The sequence below is a fragment of the Stackebrandtia nassauensis DSM 44728 genome, from assembly GCF_000024545.1.
GTDB classification, from domain to species: Bacteria; Actinomycetota; Actinomycetes; order Mycobacteriales; family Micromonosporaceae; genus Stackebrandtia; species Stackebrandtia nassauensis.
On the sequence record NC_013947.1, the window covers coordinates 2,843,245 to 2,858,240 of the forward strand.

The following is a 14,996-nucleotide window of genomic DNA, read 5'->3' on the forward strand; positions in this document are numbered from 1 at the left end:
AGATTGGCCTGGTTCCCTCCCCGGACCCGAAAGGTCACGAATGTGAGTAAGAGAAAGCGTCCCAAGAAGCTCGTGATCGGCGTCGCGACCGCCCTCGCGCTGGCGATCGGTGGCGGCGGGGCCTGGGCCGGTACGTCGTATCTCGGCACCGACGGCACCGACCCCGAGTCCCGGCTCCCCGCATCGACCGCGGCGTTCGCGTCGTTCAACCTGGACGTCAGCAAGGAACAGCAACAGGAGCTGCTCGAACTCGTCGCGAAGTTCCCCTCGGCCGCCGTCGACAGCGACCTGCCGCAGGAAGCCGTGTCGCGGTTCCTCGAGATGCTCGAGAAGAAGGACGGCGACTTCGCCGACGGCAGGTTCTCCGAATGGGTCGGCCCCAACGCTTCGGTCGCCCTGTGGGAGTACAAGGGCGAGCCCTACGGACTGGCCTCGGTGTCCAGTATCGACGACAGCAAGGCCGAGGACGGCCTGGCGGCGGTGAAGCAGGCCGGTGGCAACGACCAGGTGGGCTACCAGGTCAAGGACGGCTACGCCACCATCGCCTTCGGCGAGAAGGGCGCGCAGAAAGCCGCCAAGACGGCGGTCTCCGAAGCCGAGAAGGCACCACTGTCGGAATCGGACCGCTTCGCCAAAGCCGACTCCTTCCTGGGCGACGACAAGGTCCTCAGCGCCTGGGCCGACCTCGAACAGTCCTACGAACTGCTGGAGAAGAAGCTGCCCGAAGACGGCGGCGGCCTCCCCTTCGACGCCCTCAAAGTGTTGAAGAACAACATGAACGGCCAGATCGCCGTGGGAGCGCAGGCACGCGACTACGGCATCGAGGCCGTGTCGTCCACCTTCGGCGCCAAGGACGTCATCGAAGGCAAGAAGGGCATGATCGACGATCTGTCCCAGCTGCCCGAATCCGACATCGGCGCCGCGCTGGCGCTGCCGCAGGACGTCAAGGAGAGCATCCTGATGGTCCTGGTCAACAGCGGCTTCGGCGAGATCGGCGAGGGCCTGGACAACGTGATCATGGACAAGGTGTCCGAGCTGCTGTCCGGCGCCAGCGGCACCCTGAGTGTCAACGGCGTCAAGACATCGACGCCGTCGGGCATGGCCGTCATCGAGACCACCTCGCCCGACAAGGCCCGGGCCCTCAAGGCCCTCGCCGACCTGGCCGGTGGCGCGCTGAAGACCTCGGTCGAGGGCAGCACCATCACCGGTTCCACCGTTGGCTACTCCGGTGACGGCAAGATCAGCGACAACAAGTACTACAAGGACGCCGTCGGCGGTGCCGTCGACAAACTCAACGGCGCCGTCTTCGTGGACGTGACGAAAATGCCGCTGGGCAACGCCGAGCAGGCCTTGGAAGCGGTCAAGGCCATCGGCATCACCCACGGCACCAAGGGTGGTGAATACGTCGGGAACTACCGGCTGATCGTCGACTAGTTCCAGGGGTGCGACGAACGAGCCGGGGCGGTGACTTCAACAGGGCACCGTCCCGGCTCATCAGCGCCACAGGTCGAATCCGCCGTCGGACTTGATGACCTGCCCCACCACCCAGCGTCCGGCGTCGCCGACCAGCCACGCGACCAGCCGGGCCGGACGGTTGATGCGTAGTCGTTAGTGGAAGGTCGTTGGCGGGATCGGTGCGGCGGCGTTCATCGACGACCGGTTGCACTGGGAGGACGGCGAGGGCAAGGGCCGGGTCATCTACGGCGACCTGAGCGACGGCTACGTGACCTTCAAGCGGGTCGAGGGCGGCGACGGCCGGTACACCTTCGAGTCGGTGGCCGACGACGACGGTGGCGCGCTCGTCAACGCCAACTACGCCAAACGCATTCAGTTGTTCGACGAGACCATCACTCTGAAAGATGCCAGGTGAGCGCGCGCAGCCGTCGCTGTTTGCGTTCGATTCGGTAGACGATGACGGTCGCGGTGCCGAACCCGAGGGCCACGACCGCCGCGATCACACTGGCGGCGCCTATGGCCATCGAGGTGCTGAAGCCGGTCAGTGAACCCAGAACCCACATCGCGCCCGCTCGTTTGGTGTGCCAACGGGTCTTGTAGCTGCCGTTGAGGACGGTGCCGATGGCCTCGCAGCCGTCGTGCTGCGGCATCGGCCCCGGAACGGCGGGGCGACGGTGGTCGTGTCGCTCGTCGAGCATCAAACGAGAATAGACGTTTTTCGATCCGATGCGGGCGTCCCGGGCCGATGCGGGGCGTATTCTTCCCCACGTGGGACTGCGGTTCGAGACTCGTGCGTCCGACTCGCCGTGGGTCGACAGCGTGTGGACCTGCACCAGTGAGCGGGTCACCGAGATGACCTCCGTCGCGGCGGTGCGCTGGGGATTGGTGTTCTGGCAGCGCGACGGTCGCGCGTACGCCGCGATCACCGGCCCCGAGACCGGAACCGCGACCGCGCCGGTGCCGGAGGGCGCGAGCTTCGTCGGCGTCGAGTTCGCCGTCGGGACTTCGCTGCGGGCCGTGCCGACGCCGAGCCTTGTCGATGGTGGCGTTGAACTTCCCGACACCACGCGCGGCAGTTTCCGGCTGGACGGCCACCGCTGGGAGACACCCGGCCCCGACGACATCGAGGCGCTGGTCGATCGGCTCGTCCGATCCGGGACCGTGGTGCGCGACCCGCTGGTCGCCGAGGTCCTGCGCGGCCACCGTCCCGAGGTGTCCGGCCGCACCGCCGAGCGCCGGTTCCGGGCGGCGACCGGGCTCACCCACGGGACCGTCCGGCAGGTCGAACGGGTGCGTTCGGCGGCGGTGGCGCTGGCGGCCGGTGAACGGGTCGCCGACGTCGTCCACCGGCTCGGCTACTTCGACGAGCCGCACCTGGCCCGGGCGCTGCGCCGCTATGTCGGGCGCACCGCGCGGCAACTGCGCGAGGGCCCGGGCGGCGCGATCGCCCTGGACCTGGATCAGGCGCTGAGCGCGTAGATCACCTTCAGGACCCCGTTGGGGTAAGCCTCGGACTCCCGCAGCCGCAACACCCGCTTGTCCAGGTCGGCCCTGCTGAACAGGCTCTTCCCGGCACCGAGCAGGACCGGGAACACGAGCAGGTTGTAGCGGTCGATCAGGCCCGCCTCGGACAGCCGCCGGGCCAGTTCGGCACTGCCGTGGATGAAGATCGCGCCGCCGTCGCCGCGCTTGAGTTCGGCGAGTTCGTCGTCCGAACGCAGGATTGTCGTCGGCCCCCAGCCGTCGACGAGGGCGTCCTCGGTCAGGGTCGTCGACAGCACGTACTTGGGCAGATCCTTGTAGGCGGCGTGGTCCTCGGAGTCGCGCCACACCGGCGCGAACGCCTCGTAGCTACGGCGGCCGAACAGCAACGCCGTGGTGTCCGCGAGCTCCTCCTCCTTGAGCGCGAACGCCTCGGGCAGGAACTCGACGTCCTTGACCACCCAGCCACCGCCGCGGTGTTCCTCGCCCGGCCCACCGCCCGGCGAGTCCACGACGCCGTCGAGCGACATGAACCCCGTATAGACCAGTTCACGCATCTGCTTGTCTCCTCAAGATCAGTCTGTCCGCTCATCGTAGAAGTGATCACCCCGGCCGTCTTGTACGGAAACGACAGCCGGGGTGAGGTGAGCGCCGGGTTCAGAACCCCGCGGTGATCTTGGTGAACTCCCACTGCTGCTGGTCGATGCCGCTGCAGTGCGACACCACGCCGCCGCCCGGGCACGGCCGGTCCCGGTTGACCGCCCAGAACGCCAGCCGCGACAGGCCCTTGGACTTGGCCCACTGGGTGATCTGGTTCCAGGTGCTGGGGCTGGTGAGCTCCTGCTGGTCGGACAGGCCGTTCATGCCCGAGATCCCCATCCGCGAGTACGCCACCGAGTCGGACCAGCCGAAGGAGGTCTTGAGCGAGTTCTTCAGTCCCTCGGAGGCGTTGACGGTGTTCTGGTACATGTTCGCGCCGCCGTTGAAGTCGAACGGCATGATGGTGAACACGTCCACATTGGCGTTGAGTTCGGCGGCTCGCTGGATCAGCCGGTTGCCCCAGCTGTTGGGTCCGCTGGTGGTGGTGCCGAAGGTCAGGATCGTCTTGATCCCGGGGTTGTTCTGCTTGACGATCTTCAGCGCGCCCAGGATGCGGTCCTGCACCGTGGCGTTCTCGAACTCGTCGGTGTTCTCGATGTCGACGTCGATGGCCTTGAGGTTGTAGGCGTCGATCACCTTCTGGTAGGCCCCGGCGAGCGCTTCGGCGCTGGAACAGTTGGGCCCCAGCTTGTTGCCGCTCCAACCGCCGATGGACGGGATGATGTCGCCACCGGCGGCCTTGATCTGCGAGATCGCGGTCGCGTCGGCGCTGCCCTGCAACGGCCGCTGTCCGTCCCAGGCCGGGTTGCAGCCACCGGAGGACAGGATGAACGCCATCGTGAAGTACTTGATGCCGGTGGCGTTCATGACCGTCGACGGGCTGGGCGGGTTGCCCCATCCCATGTAGAGGTACGGCGCGGCCTTCATGGTCCCGCCGCCGGTGCAGCCGCTGGTGGTGGCGCTGACGGGTGCGCTCTTGGCCGATTCGCCCGAGCCGTTGTAGGCCGCGACGGTGTAGGTGTGCGACGAGCAGGTGGCCAGTCCCGAGATGGTCGCGGAGGTGCCCGAGACCGTGGTCTTCACGGAACCGCCCTCGTAGACGCGGTAACCGGTGACGCTGCCGCCGGAGGCCGTCCACGACAGACTGATCGAGGAGTTGGTGGTGCCGGTCGACCGCAGCCCGGTGGGGGCGCTGGGCGCGCCGGGATCGCCGCCTCCGCCACAGGAGGCGCCGTTGATGGTGCAGTTGGTCGGGGTCGCCGTGCCGCTGACGATGAAGCCGAAGCTGACCGTGGCACCCGCGGCGATGTTGCGGTTGTACTCGCGGTGGGTGAAGGTGTTGCGGTCGCCGGACTTGGTGTGCAGGGCGTCCCAGTAGGTGCCGACCGAGGAACCGGACGACAGGTCGAACTCGACCTTCCAGCCGTCGATGGCCGAGGAGGACGCGTTGTTGATGGTGATCTTGCCTTCGTAACCCGAACCCCAGTCGGAGGTCTTGGTGAAGGACGCGGTGGTCGCGGCGGCGTGGGCCGGGGCCGCCAGGGCGAAGGAGGTGAGGAGGGCGAGCACGAGTAGCGCCGCCAGACGCGATGATGTTCGCATGTCGACAATCCCTAATGGATCAAATGGGTAGGCGGCGCCGGATTCGCCTGCGGGCAGGGCATCTGGCCGAGTTCGGGCACGAGCCAGCCAGACCGTTAAATAGTTAAGTTTATTATTTTCTGGGCGTGTCAGAGCTTAACGTGACGACACGGTGCCGGTCAAGACATCGGACCCGGGCCCCTCGACGGGCTCGATAGAGTCCAGGACGTGGACGGTCAGGTGGCGCGGGACGAACTGATCGAGGCGCTCGCCCGACTCATCGCGCGGCGCCGCCGGGACGGCGTCCTGCGGGTGGCGGTGGACGGCCCCGACGCGGCGGGCAAGACCACCCTCGCCGACGAACTCGCGCCCCGGATTCCGGCGCCCGCCACCGTGATCCGGGCCGGAATCGACAGTTTCCACCGGCCCCGGGCCGAGCGACTGCGACGCGGCGGCCTGTCTCCCGAAGGCTGCTACCACGACACCTTCGACTACGACGCGCTGCGGCGACAGCTGCTGGAACCGCTGGGCCCCAACGGAGACCGCCGGTACCGCACCGCCGTGTTCGACCACCGCGAGGACCGGCCGCTGGACGAACCACTCCGGCTCGCGCCGCCCGGGTCGGTGCTGATCTGCGACGGGGTCTTCCTGCTGCGGCCGCAACTGCGCCACCACTGGGACCTGCGCGTCCTCCTCGACATCGACGAGGACGAGATCGAGCGGCGGGCCCTGGAACGCGACGCGTCCATGATGGGCGGAGCCGACGTGGTCCGGGAACGCTATCGCCGTCGTTACCTGCCCGCGCAACGCCTCTACCGCGCCGAGGCGGCTCCCGAGCGATTCGCCGACGTGCTCATCGACAACAACCAACCCGCCACACCGCGCGTGCTGGCCTGGCCGAAGTGAGCGCGTGAGCGGCGTCTCACGAGTTCGGCCCCGGAACCGGTCTGATCTGACTCCCACGATTCGTCAAGTAGGCGTATCCCATCACGAGTATGGAAAGAGGAATCCAGTCATGACCGCCACTTCCCGTTTCTCCAACCCCGTCGCGTTGATTCCCGCGCTCGCCGACATCACGGCCGCGGTCAACAAGGTCAACGCCGACGGCACACTGCCGCAGACCACTGTCGACCTGTTGCAGTTGCGCGTCGGGCAGATCCTGGGCAGCGCCTACTTCACCGTCCGCGTGCTGCGACAGTCCGAGGACACCGCCGAACGGCTCGGCGCCGTGGCCACCTGGCGGGAGGCACCGTGTTTCACCGAGGCCGAACGGGCCGCGCTCGCGCTCGCCGAGGCCGTCCACACGCCGAACCCGTCCGGGGACCGGGTATCCGACGAGGTGTACGCCGAGGCCGCGAAGCACTACGACGAGCGGGAACTCGTCACGCTCACCAGTGTGCTCGGCCAGATGGGGTTCTACATCCCGCTGGCCCTCATCGGTCAGCCGATCCCGGGTGTCGCCCCCGCCGAGCAGTGGCAGAACTAGGGACACAAGGGAAGGGGCCCACGCTGTGCGTGGGCCCCTTCGGGTTCGATGACCTGGATCTAGAAGACTCGTCCCGTCACCGCTCGGTGTTCGGAGTAGAAGCAACCCGACCGTCCCGGGTAGGTGGTGCAGCCGGAGTCGCTCTCGTCATGGTCCCGTTCCTCGGCATCCTGGGCGGAGGAGAACGTCACATTGGACGCTCCGAAGGACGCCGCGGGGTTGGAGGTTCCGCGACGCGCGAACAGGTAGTCGATGCGACGCTTCACCCCGTCGGTGATGTGAGTCCACAGTCCGTCGTTGCAACCACCGGTCGGACCACACAGACCCCGGACGGGGTCGGCGAAGTCGTTCGCCCGCATCTCCTTGTACCACTTGGACCAGTCGTTGGAGGAGTTGACGTCCCGGTAGTTCATGTCGCCGCCGACGATCTGCAGCGCGGCTTTCTTGTAGGGGGATTCCTTCAGCTCGTCGTCGAGTTCACGGGCACTGTTGTCCGCGCACTTGAAGTTACCGCTGGCGTGGGTCGGCCAGTGAATGGACGCGGCGGTGATCACCTGTCCGTTGCGGTGCTTGAAGTTGGCCTTGACGTTGACCGTGCGGGACTGGTCGTTCTTGACGCACTGACTGCCACCGGAGTCGGGGTTCTCGCGCATCGATTGCCACATGGCGCGAGTTCCCTTCACGTAGGTGAGCGAGTCGGTGTTCCACACGATCGCGTTGAGCTGTCGGGCTTTCTCGGGACCGCATCGACCGCCGCCGTTGGGCTCGGTGTCGGCGATGAGGCCGCTGTAGTTGCCGTCTGAGTGTTCCTCCAGTTCCTCGATGAACCTGTTGACCTGCTTCATGTCGCTGACCTGTTGCAGCAGAAAGAGATCGGGGGTGCTGTTCTCGGCTATGTAGTAGATCAGCTCGTCCCAGTCGCCCTCGCAGGTCTCCTTCTTGGTCAGCAGGTTCTCGATGTTGTTGGTGTAGGCCGTAATGGTGGGCGCTGCCCGGTTGTTGGCGGCCGCGGTGTCGGCGACGACAACGGTTCCGAGCATCATGAGGACGGCAGGGGCGATCACCGTCCAAATTCTTGATTGCGCGAATCTCCTCATGGGAAACCTCCCAATCACTAATGGACGATGGGAGCGATCGTCCATGAGTCAATGGTAGGGGGAAATGTCCGGTGCTGGGTGAATCCTGAATCGGAAAATGGTGTACCGCAGGTGAACTCGGGCTTTCGGCGCTGTCGATATTGGAGAATTGCGTAATCGCGGTTTGATGTGCGAATATAGAAATATGCACCAACGGAAATGCTTGGTGCCCATATGAACTCGCCTCAGGACGATTTGAGGTACCGCGCGTTCGCCGCCACTGTGGATTCCGGCACGCACACAACCCCGTCGAACGCCGCCGCGACCGGCAGCTGGAGATAACCGGCGTGCATCCGGATCCGGTCGGGACCGCCTTCGGGGGCTCCCCGCAGCGCGGCCAGCGACAACGGCGCCGAGGTCAGGGCCGCTTCGACGCTGCCCGCCTCGGGCGGGGCCAGGGGTTGTTCGTCCACCACGAAACCGAAGTGCGCCGACTCGTCCAGCTCCATCTCCGCCGTGTGACCCGCCATGCTGGTCAGCGCCAACGCGACATAGTCGGAGCCGAACATCTCCGCCAGGTGGAAACCCATGGGGAACGCCGACAGTTGGCCGCCGTAACTGACCGGGGCCTTCTGGATGTGGGCGTTGTGCGCCGCCAGCAGCATCCGCTCGCCGGGCCGGGCGTGCTCCAGGTGCCAGCGCACCGATTCGGCCATGTAGACGTCGCGGGCGGTGGTGTCGGCGACCAGGCCGCCACCGGCGAAAAGGGCCGCCATGGCCCGGATCTGGTAGTCGGCGACGAACGCACCCTCCACCCGCCGCAGGTTCACCGCGTAGCCGTACTCGTCGGTGCGGTCGACGTACAGCGCCTTGGCGGCGCGGAACCGGTTCAGCAGGCGGGCCAGGGCCGCCGTCAGCGCGTCCTGTTCGGACGGATCGAGCCGGGCCCACGCCGGGGCACCGGCCGCCGCCGAGGGGCGTGCGACCCGTTCGGCGATCGCGATGGCCTGCTCGGCGAAGACCGCCGCGTCGGGGTCGATGCCCTGGAGGTACCCGGCCACCGGGCGCAGCGCGGGCAGCAGCGATCCGCCCGCCTCGGGGATGTCGATGCCGACGAACCGGACCCCGGAACCGTGCTCGCGCAGCCAGTGCAGCGGCCCGTCCAGGCCCAGCGGCAGTTCGGCGTCGACATGGGACGGCAGGTCGTCGACGTCGCCGCGGACCCAGTCGGCCACGGCGAAGCCCTCACTGAAGCCGTACTCGAAGCCGAAGATCGTGAAGCCGCAGCGTTCCACGAGGAAGCGCAGCACCCGCTGCCGCAGCGCGGCGAACTCGGCGATGAAGTGGGAGTTCTCGCCGACGGCGACCACCCGGGCCTCGCCGACGAGCTCGCGCAGCGGTTCCAGGTCGTCCAACGGGGCCGCCGGATCGGTGGTGTCCAGCGCGTGGACGTGCTCGCGCAGCCAGTCGTCGAACATGCCGGTGGTCCTCCCTCGACGCGTGCGGTGGCGGCGAGGTGCCACCACCGCGCCAACCTACCCGGTCGGGTCGGCGCGGTGGTGTCGATGTGGCGTTCTCAGACCCGGCGCCACAACGCGGGTGTCGACGGTGGTTCCCAGCCGGGCTGGGCGGTGTGGGCGATCTGGCACTGGTACTGGGTGCCGTTGTAGGTGACCTTGTCACCGGCCTTGTAGGAGGTCCCCGAACGCCAGGTGCCGCCGGGTTCGCCGGGGCCGCCGTCGACATTGAGGACGAACTCGAAGCTCGCCTCCTTGCCGCTGCCGACGGTGCGCACGTCCATCAGCAGCCGGGCGTCGAAGATCGGGTCGGTGTTGTTGCCCGGTTCGCCGGGGAAGTACAGCTGGGTGGTGAGGACGGGTTTGCCGGGCGCCTGCGCCTTGACGTGGATATGCCTGGTGCGACCGGGATACAGGCCGGGGACGATCGTGGTGAGAGTGAACGAGCCGTCCCCGGCGGTGTACTGGTGGCCGCGGAACCGATAGGTCACGTTGTCGTACTGGCCGTACGTGTCGGCCATCCAGAAGTCGAGCAGGACGTCGGGCAGTCGCTGACAGTCGAGCCCGAAGGCGATCCCGGTGAGCACCAGCCGGGTGCCGGGCCCGTCGAGCATCGTGGTGCGTTCGGGCGAGTTGGGTTTGAAGTACGGTCCCTCGGTCTGCGGCGGGGTCGGGTCGTCGCCGTCGTCGCACGAGGGGGTGGGGGACAGCCGCTTGCCGGACTGGTCGCTGTCGGCCTGGGCGGGGGCGGCGCCGACCAGGAACGAGGCGGGCACCGCGACCGCCGCCGTGTTGAGCAGGTGTTTGCGGGTGATGCCCCGGCGCGGTTCGGCGTCGCCGGGGCGTTCGTCGGGCGATTCGGGATTGCCGGTCATCGCTGGACTCCTTTGCTGCTAACGGAATCGGTGAGACCTGACGTTATTCGCGCCCGCGCTCAAGATCGATGGACAAAGTTCGGCAATGCTGGTGATTTCAGTCGACGGAGCGCCGGAAGCTGCCCGGGGTCGATCCGGTCTCGCGGCGGAAGAACCGGCAGAAGTAGGCCGGATCGCTGAAACCCAGCGCGTGCGACACCTGGGCGATGGTCAGGTCGGAACCGCCCAGCAGTCGCCGGGCCTCCAGCACCCGGGCGCGCCGCACCAGCTGGCCGGGTGTGACGCCCCGGACCTGTTTGACCACTTCGGTCAGATAGCCGACCGATACGCCCAGCCGGGTGGCGTAGTCGCGCACCGAGTACCCGCTCCAGCCCGAGTGGGTGACCAGCCGGTTGAACTCGCGGACCACCGCGGCGGGCCGGTCGGTCGCCATCGTCAGGGCCATGCCGTCGGCGACCCGGCAGGCACGCACCAACAGGACGTGCAGATAGGACTGAAGCACCGACAGGAATCCCGCGTCGCGGCGCCGGTACTCGGCGCTGAGCTGAGCGAACAGCGCGGCGAACTCGCGGCGTTCGAAGCCGGTGAGGTTCAGCCAGGGGCGGCGTCCCAGTGCCTGCCAGACCTCGCGGTCGCGCGGGTGGGCCAGCAGGAACTCGTCGGTGAACAGCAGTACCTGGCCGTCGAGGCCGACCGCGTCGCGCCACCAGTGCACCTGCCCGGGCGCGATGAAACCCAGGTGCGGTGGCCGGATCGGGTGGGCGGCGAAGTCGACGACGTGCCAGCCGGTTCCGGCGGTGACCAGGACCAGTTCATAGAAGGTGTGCCGGTGCGGGAAGTCGGCGCGCGACAGCGGGCCGATCGAGTCGAAGCTGCCGATGGCCATGGGCACCCGTTCGGGGTCGGGTACGCACAACCGGTGCAGCTCAACGGGATCAGGGCGTTCGGTATCCAGGGTGGGAGCACGCATGCGGTTACCTCTGCTCGCGGATTGCAAAACAATCCTAAGAGTTCGGCTTCTGTTGTACCACTTGCGAACCCGTGGCCGCCGGGGAACCGGCGGCCACGGGAGGTGTCAGGTCAGCGAGACCGGCAGCGCCTTGAGACCACCGGTCAGTTGGTTCTCCCGCCATTCGATGTCCTCGGGAGCCACCGCCAACCGCAGGTTCGGGAACCGGCGCGGCAGCTGCGCGAACACCGAGCGCAACTCGATGCGCGCCAACGGAGCCCCGATGCAGTAGTGCAGTCCGTGACCGAAGCCCACGTGGGTGTTGGCGGGCCGGGACACGTCGAACTCGTCGGGATCGGCGAAGGCCCGAGGGTCGTGGTTGGCCGCCGAGAGGTCGAGGATGACGAGGTCGCCGGCCTTGATCGTGACCCCGGCGAACTCGATGTCGCTGCGGGCATAGCGGGGGATCCCCTCGAGTCCACCCGCCACCGGGGCCCGCAGGATCTCCTCCACGGCGGTCGACATCAGCTCCGGATCCTCCAGCATGGACTGCCATTGCTCGGGTTTGGTGAGCAGCAGGAAGACCCCGAAACCGATCCGGGTCACCGTCGTCTCGTGACCGGCGAACAGCAGCCCGGCACCCAGCCGGGTGACCTCCTCGTCGGGCAGGTGCTCGGCGGCGGCCACCGCGCTGAGCACGTCCTTGCCCGGGTTGGCCCGCTTCTTCATGGCCAGCTGGTAGATGTAGCCCATCAGGTTCGCCATCCCGGCCTCGGAGCGGGCCTGGTCATCGACGACCCCGGCGTCCTGGCTCCAGGCCACGAACGCGTCGCGGTCGTCGAGGGGCACGCCGAGAAGTTCGCAGATCACCAGCACCGGCAACGGAAGCGCGAGCGCCTGGTGCAGATCGACCGGTTCCGTCGCGCCCTCCAGCGGATCGAGCAGGCCGCTGACCAGCTCGTCCACTCGCGACTGCATGAGACGCATGTGCTTGGCGGAGAACAGTGGCTGCAACAGCCGCCGGAACCGCACGGCGTCTTCGGGTTCGGTGTCGAACTCTCCGGTGGGACCACCGCCGAAGACGGCGGAGTGGTTCATCCGGGAGGCGGACGCCGGGTCGGGATGGGAACGGCCCAGCCGGTTGTCGCCGAACAGCTCCTTGACCTCGGCGTAACGGGTGACCAGCCAGGCGGGGTCGCCTACAGCGGTGCGGATCCTGTGGATGGGTCCGGCTTCCTGAAGCTTGCGGGCCAGGGGTGAAAGTTCGAGTACTTTGGTCCGTTCAAAGGGGAGGGTAGGGGTTTCCATGGCAGACTCCTCATGGGGTGTAACGGTATGTCTACCGTAGCGTCAGCGTCACAGGCCGTGCGCTCTCCCTTCAAGATCATTTCGGGAGGAATATCGCGACAGGCCTCGTTGCTGGACGGGTCCTTACCACCTCGGAAAGGCGGAACGGCATGCTCTCGCGGGCTGACATCGACCTCGTCGTGTTCGACGTACTGGGAACCCTCGTCAACGAACCGGGCGGGATCCGCGACGGTATCCGCGAACTGGCTCCCGACGGCGACATCGACGGGCTCGCCGAACTGTGGGAGAACCACGTCGCGCGGCGGCAGCAGCGGATGCTCGACGGCCGCGATCCCTACGCCGACAGCGAAACCGTCGATCGCGAGGCCGCCGAACTCGTCGCGGACAAGTGCGGGGTCACCGACGCCGCCGCCATCGGCCGGCTCGCCACCGTCGAGCGGCGACTCGAACCCTGGTCCGACACCGTCGCGGGCCTGGAACTACTCGCGCGGCAGTTCCCGATCGTCGGCCTGTCCAACGCCAGCCGGGCGACACTGACCCGGCTGAGCGCCAAGGCCGGACTGCGCTGGCACTTCCTGCTGTCGGCGCAGGACGCCAACAGCTACAAACCCGCCGCCGAGGTCTACCGGCTCGCCGTCGACCTGGCCGGGAGCGCACCGCAGCGGGTGCTCAAGGTCGCGGCCCACGCGTGGGACCTGCGGGCCGCGCAAGAGGTGGGGCTGCGCACCGCCTACGTGCCCCGGCCGGTGGGCGACCCGCCGCGGGACAGCGACGCGTTCGACCTGCACGCCGCCAGCCTCGCCGACCTGGCGGCGACGCTCGGCGATGACTAGGCGGCCCCGCTCAGCTCGACGGCCGCGCGGTTATGCCGGGGCCGGACCGAGCAGGTCCCACTTGTTGCCCGCGATGTCCACGAACACCGCGACCTGTCCATAAGGCTCGGTGCGCGGTTCGCTGGTGAACGTGACACCGGAATCGACCATGTGCTTGTAGCTGGCGTCGAAGTCGTCCACGCGTAGGAACAGCCCGACCCGGCCCGCCGCGTGGTTGCCGATCTCGGCGCGCTGCTTCTCGCCGTCGGCGCGGGCGAGCAGGATGCCGGTCTCGGCACCGGGCGGCCGCACCACGACCCACCGCTTGGGCCGGCCGTCGTTGGTCTGGGACGGCGAGTCCTCGACCAGTTCGAAGCCGAGAATCCGGGTGAAGAACTCGATGGCGGGGTCGTATTCCGCCACGACCAGCGCGATCAGGTGCATATGCATCCGGCAACTGTAAATGTGTCGCGGCGAACATCCGAAACCTGGTCAAAGGGCTTGCACGAGCCCGCGCCAGGGGAGTACTGTATCGATTCAGAAGGAGTTCTGGATCGATACAGAAAGGGGTAGAGAATGAAGCCGACACTACAGACGGTCGCCGACGTCGTCGGCGTCTCGCGCAGTACCGTGTCGAACGCCTACAGCCGCCCCGACCAGCTGTCTCCCGAACTGCGGCAGAAGATCCTCGACGCCGCCAGGGAACTGGGCTACGCCGGACCCAACGCGACCGCCCGCTCGCTGCGGCGGGGCCGCGCGGGGGCGATCGGGGTCCTGTTCACCACGACCCTGTCCTACGCGTTCATCGACCCCTACGCCGTGCGGTTCCTGCGCGGCCTGTCCGAGGCCGCCGAACGCCACGACACCGGTCTGCTGCTGATCCCGCTGTCCCACGACGACGACGAGACCGCCGCGGCCAAGGTCCGCGAGGCCGTCGTCGACGGCTTCTGTGTCTACTGTGTCCCCGACTGGCACCACTCCCAGACCGTCATGAAGTCCATCGGACGACCGGCCGTGACCACCGCGTTTCGGCCCGACGCCTACGACTTCAGCGTCGGCATCGACGACCGCACCGCCAGCCGGCAGGCGGCGGCCCACCTGCTGCGGCTGGGCCACCGGCGCCTGGCCGTGCTGGCCGCCTACGACGATGTGGACGGTGCCCGGCTCGGACCGATCCCGGCACCCGACATCGACAAGATCGAGGACTTCGAGATGCGGCAACGGTTGCGGGGCATCCGCGACGCCGTCGTCGACGCCGACCTCGACTGGTCCACCGTCACCGTGGTCAACACGGTGACCAACAGCCGCGCGGCGGGGCACGCCGCCGCCGCGCACGTCCTGGACACCTCGCCCCGGCCGACCGCCGTGTTGGGGTGCACCGATCTGGTCGCGCTGGGCACCATCGACGCGCTGCGGGACCGAGGGCTTCGCCCCGGCCTCGACGTGTCGGTCACCGGGTTCGACGACATACCCGAAGCCCAGACCGTCGGCCTCAGCACCGTGCGCCAGCCCGCCATCGACAAGGGAGTCATAGCAGGCGAGTTGCTGCTCGACCCGCCGGACGACCCGGGAGACCGGCACGTCCTGCTGCCTACCGAATTCATCGTCCGGACCACGACCGGTCCGGCGGAAAGGAGCTGACCCACCATGGAACCCATCGCCTCGATGATCGGCGTTGAGATGACCCGCCGCCTCGCGCACTCCGCGATGCCCGACGCACCGGTACAGCCGGAACGCCCGAGCCGTCCCAAGCGGGTCGGTCCGGTGCGCCGCAGCGCGGCCAGCACCCTGCGCCGTGTCGCCAACCGGCTGGAGCCGGTGCCGAACCTGTAAACCAATACCGTGACGCCGGAGT

At 67.8% G+C, this 14,996-nt stretch carries 17 protein-coding genes; 8 read left to right on the forward strand and 9 right to left on the reverse strand.

All coding sequences use genetic code 11. The features are described 5' to 3' along the window. The first annotated feature begins 42 nt into the window (after positions 1-42). The gene (locus SNAS_RS13315) at positions 43-1,434 is read left to right on the forward strand and encodes a hypothetical protein (protein WP_013017950.1); all 1,392 of its coding nucleotides are present in this window, start codon (positions 43-45) and stop codon (positions 1,432-1,434) included. Positions 1,435-1,660: 226 nt separating this feature from the next. Next, positions 1,661-1,870 carry a hypothetical protein gene (locus tag SNAS_RS13320; protein WP_013017951.1) on the forward strand — a complete coding sequence of 70 codons (210 nt, stop codon included), beginning with the start codon at positions 1,661-1,663 and terminating at the stop codon, positions 1,868-1,870. Here the strand turns inward: SNAS_RS13320 and SNAS_RS13325 are convergent. Further along, positions 1,848-2,153, reverse strand: a complete 306-nt coding sequence (locus SNAS_RS13325; RefSeq protein WP_041624854.1) for a hypothetical protein — start codon at positions 2,151-2,153, stop codon at positions 1,848-1,850. The two genes, SNAS_RS13320 and SNAS_RS13325, sit on opposite strands and share 23 nt — an antisense overlap. 70 nt (positions 2,154-2,223) lie before the next feature. Between SNAS_RS13325 and SNAS_RS13330 the strand changes: the two genes are divergently transcribed. Continuing rightward, positions 2,224-2,934 (forward strand): helix-turn-helix domain-containing protein, encoded by a 711-nt coding sequence (locus SNAS_RS13330; RefSeq protein WP_013017953.1) that lies wholly within the window; start codon positions 2,224-2,226, stop codon positions 2,932-2,934. Here SNAS_RS13330 and SNAS_RS13335 read toward each other — a convergent pair. Together SNAS_RS13335 and SNAS_RS13340 are read right to left on the reverse strand one after the other, a co-directional pair. Next, on the reverse strand, positions 2,916-3,494 hold the full coding sequence (locus SNAS_RS13335) for a dihydrofolate reductase family protein (RefSeq protein ID WP_013017954.1): 579 nt from the start codon (positions 3,492-3,494) through the stop codon (positions 2,916-2,918). The genes SNAS_RS13330 and SNAS_RS13335 overlap by 19 nt on opposite strands. A gap of 100 nt (positions 3,495-3,594) precedes the next feature. After that, complete coding sequence (locus SNAS_RS13340; protein ID WP_013017955.1) at positions 3,595-5,139, reverse strand: cellulose binding domain-containing protein; 1,545 nt, start codon at positions 5,137-5,139, stop codon at positions 3,595-3,597. A 207-nt stretch (positions 5,140-5,346) separates the two neighbouring features. Between SNAS_RS13340 and SNAS_RS13345 the strand changes: the two genes are divergently transcribed. Then, positions 5,347-6,024 (forward strand): nucleoside/nucleotide kinase family protein, encoded by a 678-nt coding sequence (locus SNAS_RS13345; RefSeq protein ID WP_013017956.1) that lies wholly within the window; start codon positions 5,347-5,349, stop codon positions 6,022-6,024. 109 nt (positions 6,025-6,133) lie between these two features. Beyond that, entirely contained in the window at positions 6,134-6,604 is a 471-nt protein-coding gene (locus tag SNAS_RS13350; RefSeq protein WP_013017957.1) for a carboxymuconolactone decarboxylase family protein, read from the forward strand. Positions 6,605-6,663: 59 nt separating this feature from the next. Here SNAS_RS13350 and SNAS_RS13355 read toward each other — a convergent pair whose 3' ends face one another. From SNAS_RS13355 to SNAS_RS13375, 5 genes are all read right to left on the reverse strand, one after another. Continuing rightward, entirely contained in the window at positions 6,664-7,668 is a 1,005-nt protein-coding gene (locus tag SNAS_RS13355) for an exonuclease/endonuclease/phosphatase family protein (RefSeq protein ID WP_041624856.1), read from the reverse strand. 257 nt (positions 7,669-7,925) lie between these two features. Next, positions 7,926-9,158, reverse strand: coding sequence for an erythromycin esterase family protein (locus SNAS_RS13360; protein WP_013017959.1), 1,233 nt, complete (start codon positions 9,156-9,158; stop codon positions 7,926-7,928). 98 nt (positions 9,159-9,256) lie between these two features. Further along, on the reverse strand, positions 9,257-10,072 hold the full coding sequence (locus SNAS_RS13365) for a carbohydrate-binding protein (protein WP_013017960.1): 816 nt from the start codon (positions 10,070-10,072) through the stop codon (positions 9,257-9,259). A 97-nt stretch (positions 10,073-10,169) separates the two neighbouring features. Next, on the reverse strand, positions 10,170-11,042 hold the full coding sequence (locus SNAS_RS13370; protein ID WP_013017961.1) for a helix-turn-helix domain-containing protein: 873 nt from the start codon (positions 11,040-11,042) through the stop codon (positions 10,170-10,172). A gap of 105 nt (positions 11,043-11,147) precedes the next feature. Further along, positions 11,148-12,329 carry a cytochrome P450 gene (locus SNAS_RS13375; RefSeq protein WP_013017962.1) on the reverse strand — a complete coding sequence of 394 codons (1,182 nt, stop codon included), beginning with the start codon at positions 12,327-12,329 and terminating at the stop codon, positions 11,148-11,150. 149 nt (positions 12,330-12,478) lie between these two features. On the opposite strand from SNAS_RS13375, the gene SNAS_RS13380 reads away from it, so the two are divergent. Further along, the gene (locus SNAS_RS13380) at positions 12,479-13,162 is read left to right on the forward strand and encodes a haloacid dehalogenase type II (RefSeq protein ID WP_013017963.1); all 684 of its coding nucleotides are present in this window, start codon (positions 12,479-12,481) and stop codon (positions 13,160-13,162) included. A 30-nt stretch (positions 13,163-13,192) separates the two neighbouring features. Here the strand turns inward: SNAS_RS13380 and SNAS_RS13385 are convergent, their stop codons facing one another. Beyond that, positions 13,193-13,591: a VOC family protein gene (locus SNAS_RS13385; protein ID WP_041624858.1), complete on the reverse strand. Its 399-nt coding sequence runs from the start codon at positions 13,589-13,591 to the stop codon at positions 13,193-13,195. Between the two features lie 126 nt (positions 13,592-13,717). Here SNAS_RS13385 and SNAS_RS13390 point away from each other — a divergent pair, with 126 nt between their 5' ends. Together SNAS_RS13390 and SNAS_RS13395 are read left to right on the forward strand one after the other, a co-directional pair. Further along, positions 13,718-14,782 (forward strand): LacI family DNA-binding transcriptional regulator, encoded by a 1,065-nt coding sequence (locus tag SNAS_RS13390; RefSeq protein WP_013017965.1) that lies wholly within the window; start codon positions 13,718-13,720, stop codon positions 14,780-14,782. Positions 14,783-14,788: 6 nt separating this feature from the next. Continuing rightward, positions 14,789-14,974, forward strand: a complete 186-nt coding sequence (locus SNAS_RS13395; protein ID WP_013017966.1) for a hypothetical protein — start codon at positions 14,789-14,791, stop codon at positions 14,972-14,974. Positions 14,975-14,996: the final 22 nt, after the last annotated feature.